This window comes from Mediterraneibacter torques, from assembly GCF_044591705.1.
GTDB lineage: Bacteria > Bacillota > Clostridia > Lachnospirales > Lachnospiraceae > Mediterraneibacter > Mediterraneibacter torques.
Map to the genome: position 1 here is coordinate 2493405 of NZ_CP172594.1, position 14934 is coordinate 2508338.

General features: G+C 41.9%; 12 protein-coding genes and 8 tRNA genes. 5 read left to right on the forward strand and 15 right to left on the reverse strand.

What is annotated here, in order from left to right; translation table 11 throughout:
* Window positions 1-3 precede the first annotated feature (3 nt).
* The 13 genes from ACH9UM_RS11620 to glf all read right to left on the reverse strand — a co-directional run bounded on the left by ACH9UM_RS11620 (window position 4) and on the right by glf (window position 6820).
* A tRNA-Leu gene (locus tag ACH9UM_RS11620) sits at window positions 4-83 on the reverse strand.
* 139 nt (window positions 84-222) lie between these two features.
* A tRNA-Lys gene (locus ACH9UM_RS11625) sits at window positions 223-295 on the reverse strand.
* Between the two features lie 30 nt (window positions 296-325).
* Window positions 326-397: transfer RNA gene (locus tag ACH9UM_RS11630), tRNA-Gln, on the reverse strand.
* Window positions 398-449: 52 nt separating this feature from the next.
* Window positions 450-523, reverse strand: a tRNA-His gene (locus ACH9UM_RS11635).
* A 5-nt stretch (window positions 524-528) separates the two neighbouring features.
* Window positions 529-602, reverse strand: a tRNA-Arg gene (locus tag ACH9UM_RS11640).
* 46 nt (window positions 603-648) lie between these two features.
* A tRNA-Gly gene (locus ACH9UM_RS11645) sits at window positions 649-719 on the reverse strand.
* Between the two features lie 8 nt (window positions 720-727).
* Window positions 728-802: transfer RNA gene (locus ACH9UM_RS11650), tRNA-Pro, on the reverse strand.
* Window positions 803-965: 163 nt separating this feature from the next.
* Complete coding sequence (locus ACH9UM_RS11655) at window positions 966-1448, reverse strand: metallophosphoesterase (RefSeq protein ID WP_004846950.1); 483 nt, start codon at window positions 1446-1448, stop codon at window positions 966-968.
* Complete coding sequence (gene rdgB / locus ACH9UM_RS11660; RefSeq protein WP_004846951.1) at window positions 1445-2059, reverse strand: RdgB/HAM1 family non-canonical purine NTP pyrophosphatase; 615 nt, start codon at window positions 2057-2059, stop codon at window positions 1445-1447. Before rdgB ends, ACH9UM_RS11655 begins: the two co-directional genes overlap by 4 nt.
* Window positions 2056-3225 carry a class I SAM-dependent RNA methyltransferase gene (locus ACH9UM_RS11665; protein WP_004846952.1) on the reverse strand — a complete coding sequence of 390 codons (1170 nt, stop codon included), beginning with the start codon at window positions 3223-3225 and terminating at the stop codon, window positions 2056-2058. The genes rdgB and ACH9UM_RS11665 overlap by 4 nt, the downstream gene beginning before the upstream one ends.
* Before the next feature lie 162 nt (window positions 3226-3387).
* The gene (locus ACH9UM_RS11670; protein ID WP_004846953.1) at window positions 3388-3645 is read right to left on the reverse strand and encodes a hypothetical protein; all 258 of its coding nucleotides are present in this window, start codon (window positions 3643-3645) and stop codon (window positions 3388-3390) included.
* Window positions 3646-4143: 498 nt separating this feature from the next.
* A complete protein-coding gene (locus tag ACH9UM_RS11675; protein WP_004846955.1) occupies window positions 4144-5481 on the reverse strand; it encodes a tol-pal system YbgF family protein in 1338 nt (445 codons plus the stop codon).
* Between the two features lie 238 nt (window positions 5482-5719).
* Complete coding sequence (glf, locus tag ACH9UM_RS11680; RefSeq protein WP_400091407.1) at window positions 5720-6820, reverse strand: UDP-galactopyranose mutase; 1101 nt, start codon at window positions 6818-6820, stop codon at window positions 5720-5722.
* 234 nt (window positions 6821-7054) lie between these two features.
* Here glf and ACH9UM_RS11685 point away from each other — a divergent pair, with 234 nt between their 5' ends.
* The 4 genes from ACH9UM_RS11685 (at window position 7055) to ACH9UM_RS11700 (ending at window position 11527) form a co-directional block, all read left to right on the forward strand.
* On the forward strand, window positions 7055-8287 hold the full coding sequence (locus ACH9UM_RS11685) for a 6-phosphofructokinase (protein ID WP_004846958.1): 1233 nt from the start codon (window positions 7055-7057) through the stop codon (window positions 8285-8287).
* A gap of 250 nt (window positions 8288-8537) precedes the next feature.
* Entirely contained in the window at window positions 8538-9803 is a 1266-nt protein-coding gene (locus ACH9UM_RS11690; RefSeq protein WP_004846959.1) for a dihydroorotase, read from the forward strand.
* A 466-nt stretch (window positions 9804-10269) separates the two neighbouring features.
* A complete protein-coding gene (locus tag ACH9UM_RS11695) occupies window positions 10270-10821 on the forward strand; it encodes a hypothetical protein (protein ID WP_004846960.1) in 552 nt (183 codons plus the stop codon).
* Between the two features lie 61 nt (window positions 10822-10882).
* Window positions 10883-11527 carry a hypothetical protein gene (locus tag ACH9UM_RS11700; protein ID WP_009243064.1) on the forward strand — a complete coding sequence of 215 codons (645 nt, stop codon included), beginning with the start codon at window positions 10883-10885 and terminating at the stop codon, window positions 11525-11527.
* A 71-nt stretch (window positions 11528-11598) separates the two neighbouring features.
* On the opposite strand, the gene ACH9UM_RS11705 is transcribed toward ACH9UM_RS11700, so the two are convergent.
* Window positions 11599-13098, reverse strand: a complete 1500-nt coding sequence (locus tag ACH9UM_RS11705) for a hypothetical protein (RefSeq protein WP_227069757.1) — start codon at window positions 13096-13098, stop codon at window positions 11599-11601.
* Window positions 13099-13185: 87 nt separating this feature from the next.
* Window positions 13186-14475: a helix-turn-helix domain-containing protein gene (locus tag ACH9UM_RS11710; protein ID WP_004846964.1), complete on the reverse strand. Its 1290-nt coding sequence runs from the start codon at window positions 14473-14475 to the stop codon at window positions 13186-13188.
* Window positions 14476-14743: 268 nt separating this feature from the next.
* Here ACH9UM_RS11710 and ACH9UM_RS11715 point away from each other — a divergent pair.
* Window positions 14744-14827, forward strand: a tRNA-Leu gene (locus ACH9UM_RS11715).
* Window positions 14828-14934 lie beyond the last annotated feature (107 nt).

Below are 14934 nucleotides of genomic sequence, written 5' to 3' on the forward strand. Positions count from 1 at the left end.
TAGTGCGGATGACAGGAATCGAACCTGCACGGTCTCCCACTAGATCCTAAGTCTAGCGCGTCTGCCAGTTCCGCCACATCCGCATGTTATATTTCGATCACCGAAAACGCCAAAAGGCATATCTCGGGACTTTGTAAGCAACCTCCAAATTTCCGGGCATCCCCGGACTTTAGCACGTCGCCTATACAAAAAATAAAACAAGCATATTCGCTTGTTTCACAGTGAGCGTGCGGGGATTCGAACCCCGGACAACTTGATTAAAAGTCAAGTGCTCTACCAACTGAGCTACACGCCCTCACTATTTCTTCTCAGCTTCCCGAGATAACTGGGCTAGCTGGATTCGAACCAGCGAATGCAGGAGTCAAAGTCCTGTGCCTTACCGCTTGGCGATAGCCCATTAAAGACTTTATTTCTGACACTGCATGCCAGTTTGAATTATAAAAGAAAAGGGTGGGTAGTGGGACTCGAACCCACGATATCCAGAACCACAATCTGGCGCGCTAACCAACTGCACCATACCCACCATAACGAGCCTGGGGGGATTCGAACCCTCGACCTACGGCTTAGAAGGCCGTTGCTCTATCCAGCTGAGCTACAGACTCATTTTAATATCCCCTTTTCAAAAGGCTCTCCGTATTTCTACGGAAAAGCGGGTGATGGGAATCGAACCCACGTATCCAGCTTGGAAGGCTGGTGTTCTACCATTGAACTACACCCGCAGAGTTTATCGGGGTGACAGGATTCGAACCTGCGACCTCCTGGTCCCAAACCAGGCGCTCTAGCCAAGCTGAGCCACACCCCGGCATTTCCTACGTTCCTGTCTCTCCCGTAGCGCAATGCCTATTATATTATAAGGTTTTTAGATTGTCAATATTTTTTTTGCATTTTTTTATTTTTTTAATGACTTTTTATTTCATCCTGTTTTTACACGCAATTTCCCGTCTTTTACTCTGCCGGACATTCCGTCAATCCAAGTATTTCTGATTGAAATGAGCCTTTCCCTCCTGATCAATCTCCATAATCATATAGCTTCCCTTTCTGCCTTCCTGCCTCGGATATGCCAAACTGCCCGGATTCAGCACAGTGATTCCATCCTTCTGTTCAAAATACGGCTTATGTGTATGACCAAACATCACGATATCGACTTTTCGAGCTGCGCCTTCCTCTCTTATATACTCTGAATCCAAAGACACATAATACGGATGTCCATGAGTAATAAAGGCTTTATACCCACCTATATCGATTTCCTCTTCCCGCGGCAAATCCGAGAAAAAATCATTGTTTCCTCTTACCATATGCTTCTCACATTCCACAACCGAATTAATATAGCTTTCTCCGCCTTCTATATCACCTAAATGAATAAAAAGATCGATCTTTCCTTCTTTTTCAAGAACACGGTCTAATCCTGTATGTCTGCCGTGTGTATCGCTGACTATCAGTACTTTCATAATAAATCATCTCCGATTTTCCCTTTTAATTTGCGTTTTATCGCACAGAGCGCTTTGCCTCGGTGACTTACTTCATTTTTTTGTTCCGGGCTAAGCTGCGCCGTTGTACAGCCATATTCAGGAAGATAAAAGATCGGATCATAACCAAAGCCGTGCGTTCCCGCCGACTCATGCGCAATCCTTCCCTCGATCGTCTCCCTTACTACGTCTACGCTTCCGTCAGGAAATACAGCCGCTACCGCACATACGAATCTCGCAGTACGCTCTTCATCCGGAACCCCTTCCAGACGATCCAGAAAAATACGGTTTTTAATATCATAGGATGTGTCTTCCCCTGCAAATCTTGCAGAATAAATTCCCGGAGCTTTATCGAGATAATCGATTTCCAGCCCGGAGTCATCCGCAAGAACAATATCGTTTGTAAGAATTCTCGCTACCGATCTCGCCTTAATCTCTGCATTTTCTTCAAAAGACATTCCGTCTTCCACAATATCGATATCCACTCCCGCTTCTTTCATCGAAACGATCTCCGTATTCAGATCTGAAAGGATCATTCGTATCTCTTTCATTTTATTTTCATTTCCCGTTGCAAATACAATTCTTCTTTTCATAATGCCATCCCCTGCTCTCTTACCGTTTTCCGCGGCGGTCTTGGACCTTGAAATTGATAGAAATAAGTCCGCAGCATCCCGTTGTAGATTTTCCGGTTTTTATCTGCCTTCCGTCCGAAATACCGTTCCGCTTCCTCATAGCTTGTAATCATATACGCCGACCAACTATCCAGATTTTTAAAGGCGTCTCCGAATTCTTTATATAATTTCGGAAGAGCTTCTTTTTCCTCAAGACGTTCGCCGTACGGCGGATTCGTAATAATAAATCCATACTTTTTCGGATGACTGAGATCCTTTACTTCCCTTTGCTGAAAATGAATCAGATGACCAACCCCTGCTTCCTCTGCATTTCTGCGAGCCGCACGAAGGACAGATGCATCTGCGTCATATCCTTGGATATCAGTCTCTATATCGTCGTCTATCATATCCGTCGCCTCATCGATTGCTTCATACCATGACTTTTTCGCAATGATATTTGTCCATGTCTCAGCCGTAAACGATCGGTTCATTCCCGGAGCAATGTTGGCTGCGATCATCGCCGCCTCGATCGGAAACGTACCGCTTCCGCAAAACGGATCTACGAGAATCCGGTCTTTTTTCCACGGAGTGAGCATAATAAGCGCCGCTGCCAGATTCTCTGCGATCGGCGCTTTTCCCGCCACCGGGCGATATCCTCTCTTATGAAGCGATACTCCGGTCGTATCAAGCCCTACCGTCACCGTGTCTTTCATAAGAAACACGCGCACCGGGTAAGACGCGCCTGTTTCTTCAAACCACTTGATCCCGTATTTGCCCCGCAGTCTTTCCACCATAGCCTTCTTCATGATCGACTGAATATCAGATGGACTAAACAGCTTGCTTTTTACCGATGCCGCTTTTGCCACCCAGAACTTTCCGTCTTTCGGTATGTAATTTTCCCACGGCAGCTCCTTCGTTTTCTCAAACAGCTCGTCAAATGTCTTTGCCTGAAAACTGCCGACTTTCATCAATACACGCTCCGCAGTCCGCAAAAATATGTTTGCCCTGCAAACAGCCTCCGCGCCTCCGCGAAAAGTAACCCTGCCGTCTTCCACCTGTACGATCTCGTATCCGAGTTGTTCAACCTCTCGTTTGAGTACCGATTCCAAACCAAAGTGACAAGGGGCTATCCATTCTATTTTATCCATGAACTTATCCGTCCTTACCTTTTTCTTCCTACAATATTACTATAAAAACAGGGCAGAGTAAAGTTGAAGTTTACTCCGCCCTGCCATTGTTTTACTATTATTTTACCGAATAAAACATTTCACATCGTATTCTGTAAATACGAGATGTTTTTCACCTAATCTTTAGTATTTGTCAGATTCGTCAAACGCGTCTCTGATCTTACCACAGTTTTTATTTCCGCCGTAGCTCATAGCAGACTTTGCGCTGTTTTTATCTGCATTTTTGTTTGCGTTTTTACTTGCATTTCTGCTTGCATTTTTTGTTGTGTTCTTATCGCAATTTTTGCTGCTGTTCTGTGACTCTGAATAAGAAGAGAAAGCTCCGTTTTTTGACTGTGCGTTTTTGTCTGAATTGTTTGCATTACTGTAGTTTTTTGCCATTGTATTTTCCTCCTGTTTTTTTGATTCAAAACTAGTATTTCTCCTTATTATTTTTTTATTCCTCTTTTTATTTGTGTTTTTCTTTGTATTTTATTAAATTTTTCAAATATTTTTGTTCAATTTTTTAATTTTTTGCTTGCTTTTTCCATTTTCCTATATTATACTGTCTCTTGTAGAAAGGTTATTTTCTACAACCCCTTATTAATTATTTATACTCCCCTCAAAAGACCGATGGCTCCCCCATCGGTCTTTTACTTTCTTTTCTCTTCTTAAAGCGGGATGTTCATATTTTGTTCATTTATTATTTTAAATTCTTTCATTTTCTCCTCACGTTTTCTTCATTTATATCGCATATACTAAGCTTACCGAATTAAAGGTGATTACAAGTTGTTTTTGCATAAACTTTTTCATAATACATGCCGGGAATCATATTGATTACCCGGCATCCTCCCTTTTCAGAACTATTTTTCTCCATATTTCGTATTTTCACTCTGACGCTTACGATTCTCCTTCTTCGCCTTTATATAACTCATACCCTTTAAGCATCTTTGTGATTTTTTCCGACGCCTCAATCCGTTCCAAAACTTTCTTCCCGGTCTCCGCCGCTTGTTTATAATCGCCCTGCGCTGCTTCCAGCTTCATTTTTCTTACGCCGGCCTCTTCTAATTGTATCGGATCTTGCTCCCATTCGATCAGTTGACCGTATGTTTGAATCTGCTCCGTCTTCATTCCCGACCGCTCATAAGCATCGGCCAGTTTCCACAAAACGGACAATCTCGCTTTTTCCCCTATCTCTATCGCCTTTTGATTTCCACTATCCGTATGTTGATCCAAATACAATTCCATCCATTCCGCAGCGGCATCTGTTTTTCCACTCTCGTCTGTCACATTTTTCTTCACTTCATCCGCATCTGCCGTATCTTTTTTTCTTTCCTCGTTTTCTGTATCTCCGTCTCTATCTGACCGCACCTCCGCTTCTCTGTTTGCTCTTTTATCTTTGCCCATATCTGTTTCTGTCATTTCCACACCTGGTTCTGTCGTTTCTGAGCCTGTTTTTGTCGTTTCTACATCTGTTTCTATTGTTTCTATATCTGTTCCCGTATCTGTTTTTATATCCTCCCCTGTAATCTTTTCTCCGTTCGATACAGCCAGATCTGTGTGAGCGTCTCCCATATAAACCGCCGCCAAAATACATCCCGCCGCACCTGCCGCGATTCCCGACCATACTCCGACACGCTTTTTGTCTGTCTTTTCTGTTTTGTTCCTCACTGTAGGAAGTTCTTTTAAAACTTGCAGAAACGAGCTGTATTTTTTTCTTGTCTCTCCGATGCATTTCCCACATATACGAAAAAGACGGATTTCTTCCCGTTTTGTCAGCGCCGGAACTACTTTCATATATGCCAGCATAAAACGAAGCGTATTCCCGTATCCAAACAGATCAGGCTCTCTGCTGCCGCAAGTATCCATTTCGTATACCGGTCTGATAAAATGACTTCTGACAGCTCTTTTCTGCATCTGCTTCATCACCTCGGCATTTTCTCTCGATTCTGTATCCAGAAACAACACTTCTCCTTCATCAGACAACACAATTCCATACGGATTCAAATACTTATAATTCTGTCCTTCACCGCATCGCTCATACTGCTCTGCACAGACTGCCATTTTTCGGAACCATCCAAATAAAACTGCTTTATCGACGACCGCTTCATTCTTCATACGATCGATAAGCAGCATACCATGTACACAATCCATGCTTCTGCGGCAGTAACCTCCGTATTCGACAAATTTCAATACTTCATACATTTTTTCCAAGTTCACTGCATTCATTTTTTCCATATTCACTTTTTCATCGGGTGCACATAACCGGAAGCGGGGCGTCCCTCCTGCCCCGTTCCCGAATGAGCTTATTATTCTTGGCGAAATCCGGCGAAACAACTGCCGTAAAAGATGTGTCTTGAATCAGACTCATTTAATAAGTATTTGTATCTTACTTGAATTTATACAGAAAAGCAAGTGTCTGCATTATCTTTTTTCTTTTGCTTTTTTGCCTTTTTCTTTTGTCTCTTTCTTACGTCTACACAATCCGGTCAAGCTGTTCAAGAGCCGCTGCGATCACTTTATCCATATCATAGTATTTATAATTCCCGAGTCTTCCGCCGAAAATCACGTTTTCCTCTTCGTCCGCCAGTTTTTTATACTGTTCATATAAAGCGTTGTTTTTTTCGTCGTTGACCGGATAATAAGGCTCCATTCCAACTGCCCACTCCGAGGAGTATTCTCGTGAAATCACAGTTTTCTCCTGCTTTCCGAACTCAAAATGCTTATGTTCGATCACACGTGTATAAGGCACTTCACCATCGGTATAATTGACAACCGCATTCCCCTGATAATTGTCACAGTCAAGTGTCTCCGTCTCAAATCTCACCGAACGATACTCAAGCGCTCCGAGTCTGTAACCAAAATATTCATCGATCATCCCCGTAAATATGATCTTGTCTGCAATATCCGCATTCTGAGCACGAAATTCAAAAAAGTCTGTTCCCGTAAGAACATCCGCTTTTTCAAGCATTTTTTCCACGATCGGAGTATAGCCGCCGATCGGGATTCCCTGATATCTGTCGTTGAAATAATTGTTGTCATACACAAAACGAAACGGAAGCCTCTTAATGATAAATGCCGGAAGTTCCGTACATTTTCTTCCCCACTGCTTCTCTGTATATCCCTTGATCAGTTTTTCGTAAATATCCTTCCCACCGAGGAAAAGCGCCTGCTCCTCAAGGTTTTTCGGTTCTGTTATCCCCGACTCTTTTCGTTGTCTTTCGATGATCTTCTTTGCCTCTTCCGGTGTTTTTATTCCCCACATCCTGCTGAATGTGTTCATATTAAACGGCAGATTATACAACTCGTCTTTATAAACTGCTACCGGAGAATTAATATAGTGATTAAACTCCGCAAATTGATTTATATAATCCCATATTTTTTTATCAGACGTATGGAAAATATGCGCTCCGTACTTATGCACATGAATCCCTTCTACATCTTCACAGTAAATATTTCCGGCAATGTGATCTCGTTTATCGATCACAAGACATAACTTTCCCTTTTTTCCAAGCTCATATGCCATAACTGCGCCGTATAATCCCGCACCGACGATCAGATAATCATATTTTTTCATACCAAGCCTCTCTTTCCGCGCCGCAAAATATCAGCGCTGATTTATCCTGTATTTTAACAGCATAACATCTTTTCCGCAATTTTTCTTATAATGTATCACTTTTTGTCATTTTCGTTATTTTGCCTATGTTTTTGATTTTTTTGTTTACAAATTAGTCATTATGCACTAAAATAATTGTATATCCGTCCGCAGCAACAACCTGCGGGCAAACATACAGAACGGAGGTACTTCATCATGAAAGGAAATGTAATTGTCGGACAATCCGGTGGTCCGACAGCGGCAATCAACTCAAGTCTCGCGGGAGTATACCGCACTGCCAAAGACAGAGGCGCAAACAAAGTATACGGTATGCTTTTCGGCATTCAGGGACTCCTTCAAGAGCGTTACATTGATTTGTCCGAGTACATTACGAACGATCTTGATACAGAACTTTTGAAAAGAACCCCTGCGGCTTTCCTCGGATCATGCCGCTATAAACTGCCTGAGATCCACGAGAATAAAGACGTATACGAAAAAATCTTTTCAATTCTCGAAAAGCTTGACATTGAAGCCTTTATTTACATCGGCGGAAACGACTCAATGGATACGATCAAAAAACTTTCTGATTACGCCATTGTAACAGGTTACCGCACCCGATTTATCGGATGCCCTAAGACGATCGACAACGATCTTGCTCTTACAGACCACACTCCGGGATACGGAAGCGCCGCAAAATATATCGGAACATCTGTAAAAGAAATCATCCGCGACAGCTTCTGCCTTGAATATGGAAAAGGGCTTGTTTCTATCGTTGAGATCATGGGAAGAAACGCCGGATGGCTGACCGGAGCGGCAGCTCTTGCAAAGGGCGAGGACTGTTTGGGACCAGATCTTATCTATCTGCCTGAACTTCCTTTTGATATCGAAGCTTTCAGCGAAAAAGTAAAAGATCTTCTGGCGAAAAAACCGTCGGTTGTTGTCGCCGTTTCGGAGGGAATCCGTCTCGCCGACGGAAGATATGTATGCGAACTCGGACAAAGCGTTGATTTTGTCGATGCGTTCGGTCACAAACAGCTTTCGGGAACTGCGAACTATCTCGCAAGCTATATCGCCGGAGAATTCGGCTGCAAAACCCGTGCGATCGAATTGAGCACGTTGCAGCGCTCCGCTTCCCACTGCGCTTCCAGAGTCGATATTCTCGAAGCTTATCAGGTAGGCGGCGCGGCAGTAAAAGCTGCGGATGAAGGAGATTCCGGCAAGATGGTCGTTCTCCAGCGTCTTTCCGACGATCCGTATCAATGCGGAACAGAAGTAAAAGATGTGCATAAGATTGCAAACGACGAAAAAGTCGTTCCGCGCGAATGGGTTACAGAAGACGGATCTTATGTAACCGACGATTTTGTTTCATATGTACGCCCGCTCATTCAAGGTGATGTATCTCCGGTAATGGTTGACGGTATCCCGCGTCACCTCTACCGCAAAAATTAATTCACATACTGCCGCTCCTGATATCTATGATATGTTCACGATCAGGATGCGGCAGTTTTTTATATCCGGTTTTATAACACTGCTCCTTTTTATTCTCTTGTCTCTTTCTTATTCTTCCTTTATACTTTACCTATATACAGATGCGTTTTTCACTTATATATGATTACATATGAATCCATTTATTTCCGTTACGCGTCTTTGTTTCGCATAATAATTATTACAGCAATCTTATATTCAAGGAGGTTTTTTCATGCTTATTAAAAACGGTTTTCTTATAGACCCTGCCACTAAAAAATCTGGAAATTACGATATCCGAATCAAAAACGGGATCATTACAGAAATCGGAAACACTCTTTCACCTGCCCCAAACGAGCAGGTAACAGATGCCGCCGGTCTGACTGTCGCGCCGGGACTTATCGATACGCATATCCATTTCCGTGACCCCGGATTTACTTACAAAGAAAATATCCACACAGGTTCACAGGCCGCCGCCGCAGGAGGATTTACTTCTGTCATCTGTATGGCAAATACGTCTCCGGTCGTAGACAATACAGAAACTTTAACAGATATTTTAGAAAGAGCGAAAGACGAAAAAATACACGTCTATCAGGCCGCTTCCGTCTCTCATAAACTGCGCGGCGAAGAAATGACCGACATGGAAGCGTTGAAAACTGCCGGAGCATGCGGATTTACCGACGATGGCATTCCGTTGAAAAACGCCGCGTTTTTATACGAGGCAATGGAAAAATCCAAACAGCTAAACGTACCGATCAGCCTTCATGAAGAAGATCCGTCATTTATTAAAAACAACGGCGTCAACCACGGCGCGGTGTCTGAACAGCTCGGCATTTACGGTTCTCCCTCTATCGCCGAAGAATCCCTCGTCGCAAGAGACTGCATGATCGCGCTGCATTCAGGCGCCGACGTTGTTATGCAGCATATCAGCTCGGGACGTTCCGTAGACATTATCCGCCACTTTAAATCACTCGGCGCAAATATTCACACGGAAGCAACGCCGCACCATTTCACACTGACAGACGAGGCTGTTCTGACATATGGAACACTTGCAAAGATGAACCCGCCGCTTCGCTCCGAAGCTGACCGTCAGGCAATCATCGCCGGACTCGCCGACGGAACGATCGATATTATCGCAACAGACCATGCCCCGCACAGCAAAGAAGAAAAAGAACGCTCCATCACTGCCGCTCCAAGCGGAATCATCGGTTTGGAAACATCACTGGCGCTCGGGATCACTTCTCTTGTACGCAAAGGGCATCTGTCACTTATGCAGCTTCTCGAAAAAATGACGATCAATCCCGCCAGACTGTATCATTTAGACGGCGGAAAAATCGAAAAGGGCGCTCCTGCCGACCTCGTGATCTTCGATCCCGAAGCAAAATGGATTCCTGAATTCTTCGCTTCCATGTCGTCAAATTCACCGTTTATCGGCTGGGAATTGTACGGGAAAGTGAAAATGACTGTATGCGGCGGAGAAATTGTATACACTGCCATTTAATTACTTTTAAAAATCTCCATCCTTCAAGTAAGAATGGAGATTTTTTATATAATACTATAAAGACTCCTTGACCAAAAGAAAAGCGATGACAAACATCTAAAACATGTAAGTTATTACCATAACCTATGCATTTTGTTACATTTCAAAAAAAAGAGTAAAAATAGTGTTATAATTAAGGAGAAAAAATATCATCTATTCAAACTCTCAAATAAATTGACAGCAACACAAAGTCAATCACATATATATCGGAACGTGATGATACTTATCAAAAAGCAATCGCAAAAGTTTATGATGTAACTGACGAAAAGTTTTGGGCATATTTAGAGAAATTAAAAAACTATAAACAAAGCAACCTATTAGAATTAAAAAAGAATTCTATAAAGAGTTATGCCAATGAAAACTTTACTTTTAGTTTTCATTAAATTCACTACTTTTAAATATTTGATGTACGAGGAAGGGAACAGATATGAAAAATTTTTTTAAAAAAACTACATTAATTCCAATTTTATTTGCTATGTTAATTTACTCTCCACTCATCACAAGCCATGCAACGCACTTAGAAACTCAAACCAAACGTCAGTCATTGCAAAAAGGAAGCGTAGTTCAAGATCAACATGTTTTTGCAATACCCGATAATGGATGGAATGTAGTGGACATAGAATTAGACTATTACGAATCTTATTATTCTTCCACTAATACACAGAATGCATTTCCATTTCGTCAAAAATTTTATATGATAAAAAGATCTGGCGCTGGAGCTAACAATATTTCTGTAGATGTATCTAACGCATTACATACGGATGGAACTAACAAAGTTATTATATCACCGTTCCAACAAGGCGATTTGTTGGTAGATACTAGCAAGTGGGAATGGGGATGGTACTATTTTAACACTACAGTAAAATATTATCCTAAAAACACTACCTACAAAGGACAAATCACATATTTATTAACCTGTCCAGATGGAATTCCTATGGCCTACTCAAACTCAGCAACCATACCATTAGCAACAAAATAATTTTGTGATCACCCTTAAAAATTTAAAATTGCTATTAAAAAGCAAAGAAATGGAGTCAATTATGAAAAAACGAATACTAATAGCTACATCATTACTTGTTATTTTAATCATAGGATCAATATCTGTATATGCCACATCATTTGAGTCCAATATTGATATCATGGAAAAAGTCGGACAGTTATTTAAATCTCATAAGGAAAAAAGTGATAATTCTATTTTTGCAAAAGGGAAATCAGGTGGAATTATTACAAAAGACGATATTGAACAGGCTACCGAATTTTACATTTTAGCCGGATATACCGAATCTACTGCTCGCGAAAAAGCAATTAAATATATGTTAGAACGTGATGCTACATATCAAAAGGCAATTTCAGAAGGCTATTCTGTAACCGATGAGGAAGTTTGGGCATATTTGGATGAATTAAAAGAGATCATAAACGGAGCAACAAATAAAGACGAAGCACAAGCTTTAATTAATCAGTTCGATTCTGAAGAAGAATATTGGCAACACGAATTTGAAGTTTATAAAATCAATCTACCGATTGAGAAATATTTAAACTCCGTAAAACAAGATTACTTAAATAACGCTGCAACCATCTACTCAGAATCAGAACACGAAACAGAACACTTGAACAGCTGCAATGAGTACCTTCAAAACCTCCAATCTGATTTAGCAGAAAAAGAAGATTATGAAATAATGGAATAAAAATGTTTAATAACAACTTAAAATATCGCATCTTAAACCTGTCATTTAAGATGCGATATTTTTATGCCCCCCTATCCATTCAAATGAACTGTTCCTATATAGCTTTTTTCAAATTTCCATCCGCTCTTCAAATCTGTACTTGTAAAATCAGCTTTTTTATTTCCATACTCCCCCTGACCGAGGGTTAAGTAATAAACTCCATTCTCATATTTCAAACTGTCCACTTTATTCAGAAACATCACTTCTTCCGAAACAGTATCCCACGGAAGCTCTATTTCCGCAAATGACGCCCCGCCGTTTTCTGTCACAAGTACATGCGGCCACGAATTTTCTCCAAATTGTTCATCCATCGTAAGCATCCCGGCTGACTGATCGGCAAATGCAAGTCCCGACAAAATCCATCCGTTTTCCACAGCTACAGGTGTTGTCTCCCAAGTTGCGCCGCCGTCATGCGTCCAGCCGATGTAAGTAGCTCCTCCGGTTCCCATTGACCAGTCTGTTCCAAGACCTACATATCCGTTTTCAGGATCAAGAAAACGAACAATTCTCGAAGTGCATAGTCTCGGATACTCCTCCTGAAATACAAAATCAGTCCAAGTCTCACCGTCATCTTTTGAGACATGAAGCGTCGGGGTCTCGCCCCAAAATACTGCAAACATTCCGTTTCCGTCTGCGTAAACACTGTTCTCCGGAATCATATTTCCTTGACCGTATACCGCTTTCGTTTCTTCCAACTGCTTTGTCGTCAAACCGCTTGCAACCCATGTTTCCCCACTGTCATCTGTCAGCATAAGTTCCTCTCCCCTGAAATAATAATCGGTCTGCATCACTGTCTCCGTCTGACCGACAAGCGCATTTTCATCTGCCGGAGCACAGATATATTCGATCCTCTCTCCCATCACTCCTCCACCGTCAGTCAGAGAGATCACAACCTGCGAACTTCCGTCGCTTGCCCCTCCTGCTCCCTGCTGATATTCTTTCTGTGTCAGCACGGAAAATCCGTTTCCGTCTCTTCCGTCTATCACTACATCCACATCTTGAAGCCGTCTGTCCTGACTGTATTCCACGACATATCTGTCAAAATCCAACTCCTTCATCTGCGCCATTAGCGGGAGCATTTTTATCTGGCTGTCCAAATAATCCACTTCTGCATTCGGGTCATACTCAGTCGGAAACGCCTCGTTTACATTTTCTGTTTTACTAAGCTTTCCTTCTCTGCTGTCATACCTGTAATAAATATCTTTCATGTATTCATCTGATTCGTCAAATTCTTGAATATTAAACGCAAAGTCGTACACTTCTCCGTTTTTCCACAACTCTGCCTCGATATCGGAAACAAGAAATTTTTTCGGAAGTTTCTCTTTTTCTTTCTCAGACATCCATTCGATCATTCCTTTCAGTCCGTCTTTTTCTAAAACCACTTCCGTACTTTGTTTCGACGCATATTCTATGTACTCCCTTAACAAATGATAAGCATACTTTCCTGCAAAAAATGTAACTGCTGCCATTATGATCACTATGACAACAAACACAATAAGAAATTTTGCGCCTCGTCCTGTTTTTCTGTTCATTCCCATATTTTCTCCTCTCTATTCTAAGCGCTCCGAATCTGATTTACTCTTTTTGACATTCCATCCTTTCATTCCAAATGGATTTCTCTAATGCATAATGATCGGAGCTGTTTTTTCCATCGCTACTTTGCACAAAGTAACTGTTCCGCCTTCTTCTATCCGGCTTCCTCCCGCTTCCACTACGCAGTCTTTATTTAACACAAGCGTCCATTTCGGATCATCACTGGGAAATACAACTGCAAGCGTTCCATACTGAAGACATTCTTCCGGTTCATAATGCTCTTTACCTTCCGGTGTTTCAATATCGATTCCGCCGTTTTCTCCTGTTCCTACTTCCAACTTATAATTTTCTCCCCGGTCTTCCGGCATCCATGTACCATAAGCCACATTTGCCACATAATAATAAGATACCGCTTCATTTCTGTCTCCGTAAGTCGCCACAAACTGATGCACCTGATCATCTTCCGGCGACTCATATGTAAGAGCACACACATCGTTTTCAAGCCACTGTACTTTCACATCATCTTTCACAGTAAACGGAAATACATCAGACTGCGCTCCGAACAGCAGCCCCCGCTGCCGATAAAAAACCGCTCTTCCGTTTTCATCAATTTTCAGACACATTGTATTTGAAAAATCAGGTGCAAGATCAACGATTTCCCTCTGCTTTAGAAAACAAAATGGACAAACCTCAATTCCTGCAGCTAATAAAATCGCCGTTACTGCAATAACAGATTTTCTTTTCCATATCGGGCGGAGTTTTTCAATGCACATGCCGCCGGCCCCAAAAAGGAAAACTGCCGCCGCGTTTATCACATATGGAGTTACATTCCTTATATAGATCAATCCAAGTTCTCTTCCCTGAGTCAGAGTCCAAATCTGCACTATGATCAACCCCACCGCAGACAAGATTAGCAGACAGCCAAAAACATCTTTCCATGTGATCCGAATCGTTTCCGCCTTTCTTTCGGCTCGCTCCAACACAATTTCCAAAAGCTTCTTATCCTCATCCGATACGGCAGTTTCCGCTCTTTTCTCTTGTTCAATCTGTTCTCCCATTAAAATTTCATCAACTGTCACTCCAAGCGCCTTTCCAAGTTCAGGAAGGATTCCGATATCCGGCATTCCCTGACTTGTCTCCCATTTTGACACAGCCTTATTCGTAACCCCAAGCAGCTCTGCCATTTCCTTCTGAGTCATTCCGCGTTCCTTTCTCTTTCGCGCAATAAATTCTCCTGTCTTATTTCCTCCTTTATTTTTTACTCTTTTCTCCGGTCTGTTTTCTATTACATTTTCCGATGTATTATCCTGTCCGCTTTTTCTCCCATAGTCAACTTCTTTTTCATTTCCTGCTTCACTGTTTTTTCTTTCTTGCATTTTGTTCCTCCTTCCGCATCGTCTCGCAGAAAGTAAAATATTTTACTGACCTAATCATATCAAACTATGAAAATTTTACAATACACGTTCATTTTCCATCGGTCTACGCTGCGTAGACTCCCTAAATCAAACGTAAATCATTCGGTTTTCATAAAATTTTGAGAATCCCCCGGCTGATCATACAAAAACAGACAAGAAAAAACAGAATACAAATACAAATTTAACACTTTACAAACATCTTTTCTTATGATAAAATATCATTTGTCGAGCGGAAGTGGCGGAATGGCAGACGCGCTAGATTCAGGTTCTAGTGGGAGTTTATCCTGTGAGAGTTCAAGTCTCTTCTTCCGCATTGCTGACGAAAGTCGAGAAACCTTATTAAATCTAAGGTTTCTCGTTTTTTTATGCTTAATTATCCCATCCATTTTTCGCAAAAACTTTATTCATCCGCAGCGCCCC

Excerpts from the sequence above, each read along its gene's own strand:
- ACH9UM_RS11655 (WP_004846950.1), bottom strand. The coding sequence starts at position 1,448 with ATGAAAGTACTGATAGTCAGCGATACACACGGCAGACATACAGGATTA.
- rdgB (WP_004846951.1), bottom strand. The coding sequence starts at position 2,059 with ATGAAAAGAAGAATTGTATTTGCAACGGGAAATGAAAATAAAATGAAA.
- ACH9UM_RS11665 (WP_004846952.1), bottom strand. The coding sequence starts at position 3,225 with ATGGATAAAATAGAATGGATAGCCCCTTGTCACTTTGGTTTGGAATCG.
- ACH9UM_RS11670 (WP_004846953.1), bottom strand. The coding sequence starts at position 3,645 with ATGGCAAAAAACTACAGTAATGCAAACAATTCAGACAAAAACGCACAG.
- ACH9UM_RS11675 (WP_004846955.1), bottom strand. The coding sequence starts at position 5,481 with ATGGAAAAAATGAATGCAGTGAACTTGGAAAAAATGTATGAAGTATTG.
- glf (WP_400091407.1), bottom strand. The coding sequence starts at position 6,820 with ATGAAAAAATATGATTATCTGATCGTCGGTGCGGGATTATACGGCGCA.
- ACH9UM_RS11685 (WP_004846958.1), top strand. The coding sequence starts at position 7,055 with ATGAAAGGAAATGTAATTGTCGGACAATCCGGTGGTCCGACAGCGGCA.
- ACH9UM_RS11690 (WP_004846959.1), top strand. The coding sequence starts at position 8,538 with ATGCTTATTAAAAACGGTTTTCTTATAGACCCTGCCACTAAAAAATCT.
- ACH9UM_RS11695 (WP_004846960.1), top strand. The coding sequence starts at position 10,270 with ATGAAAAATTTTTTTAAAAAAACTACATTAATTCCAATTTTATTTGCT.
- ACH9UM_RS11700 (WP_009243064.1), top strand. The coding sequence starts at position 10,883 with ATGAAAAAACGAATACTAATAGCTACATCATTACTTGTTATTTTAATC.
- ACH9UM_RS11705 (WP_227069757.1), bottom strand. The coding sequence starts at position 13,098 with ATGAACAGAAAAACAGGACGAGGCGCAAAATTTCTTATTGTGTTTGTT.
- ACH9UM_RS11710 (WP_004846964.1), bottom strand. The coding sequence starts at position 14,475 with ATGCAAGAAAGAAAAAACAGTGAAGCAGGAAATGAAAAAGAAGTTGAC.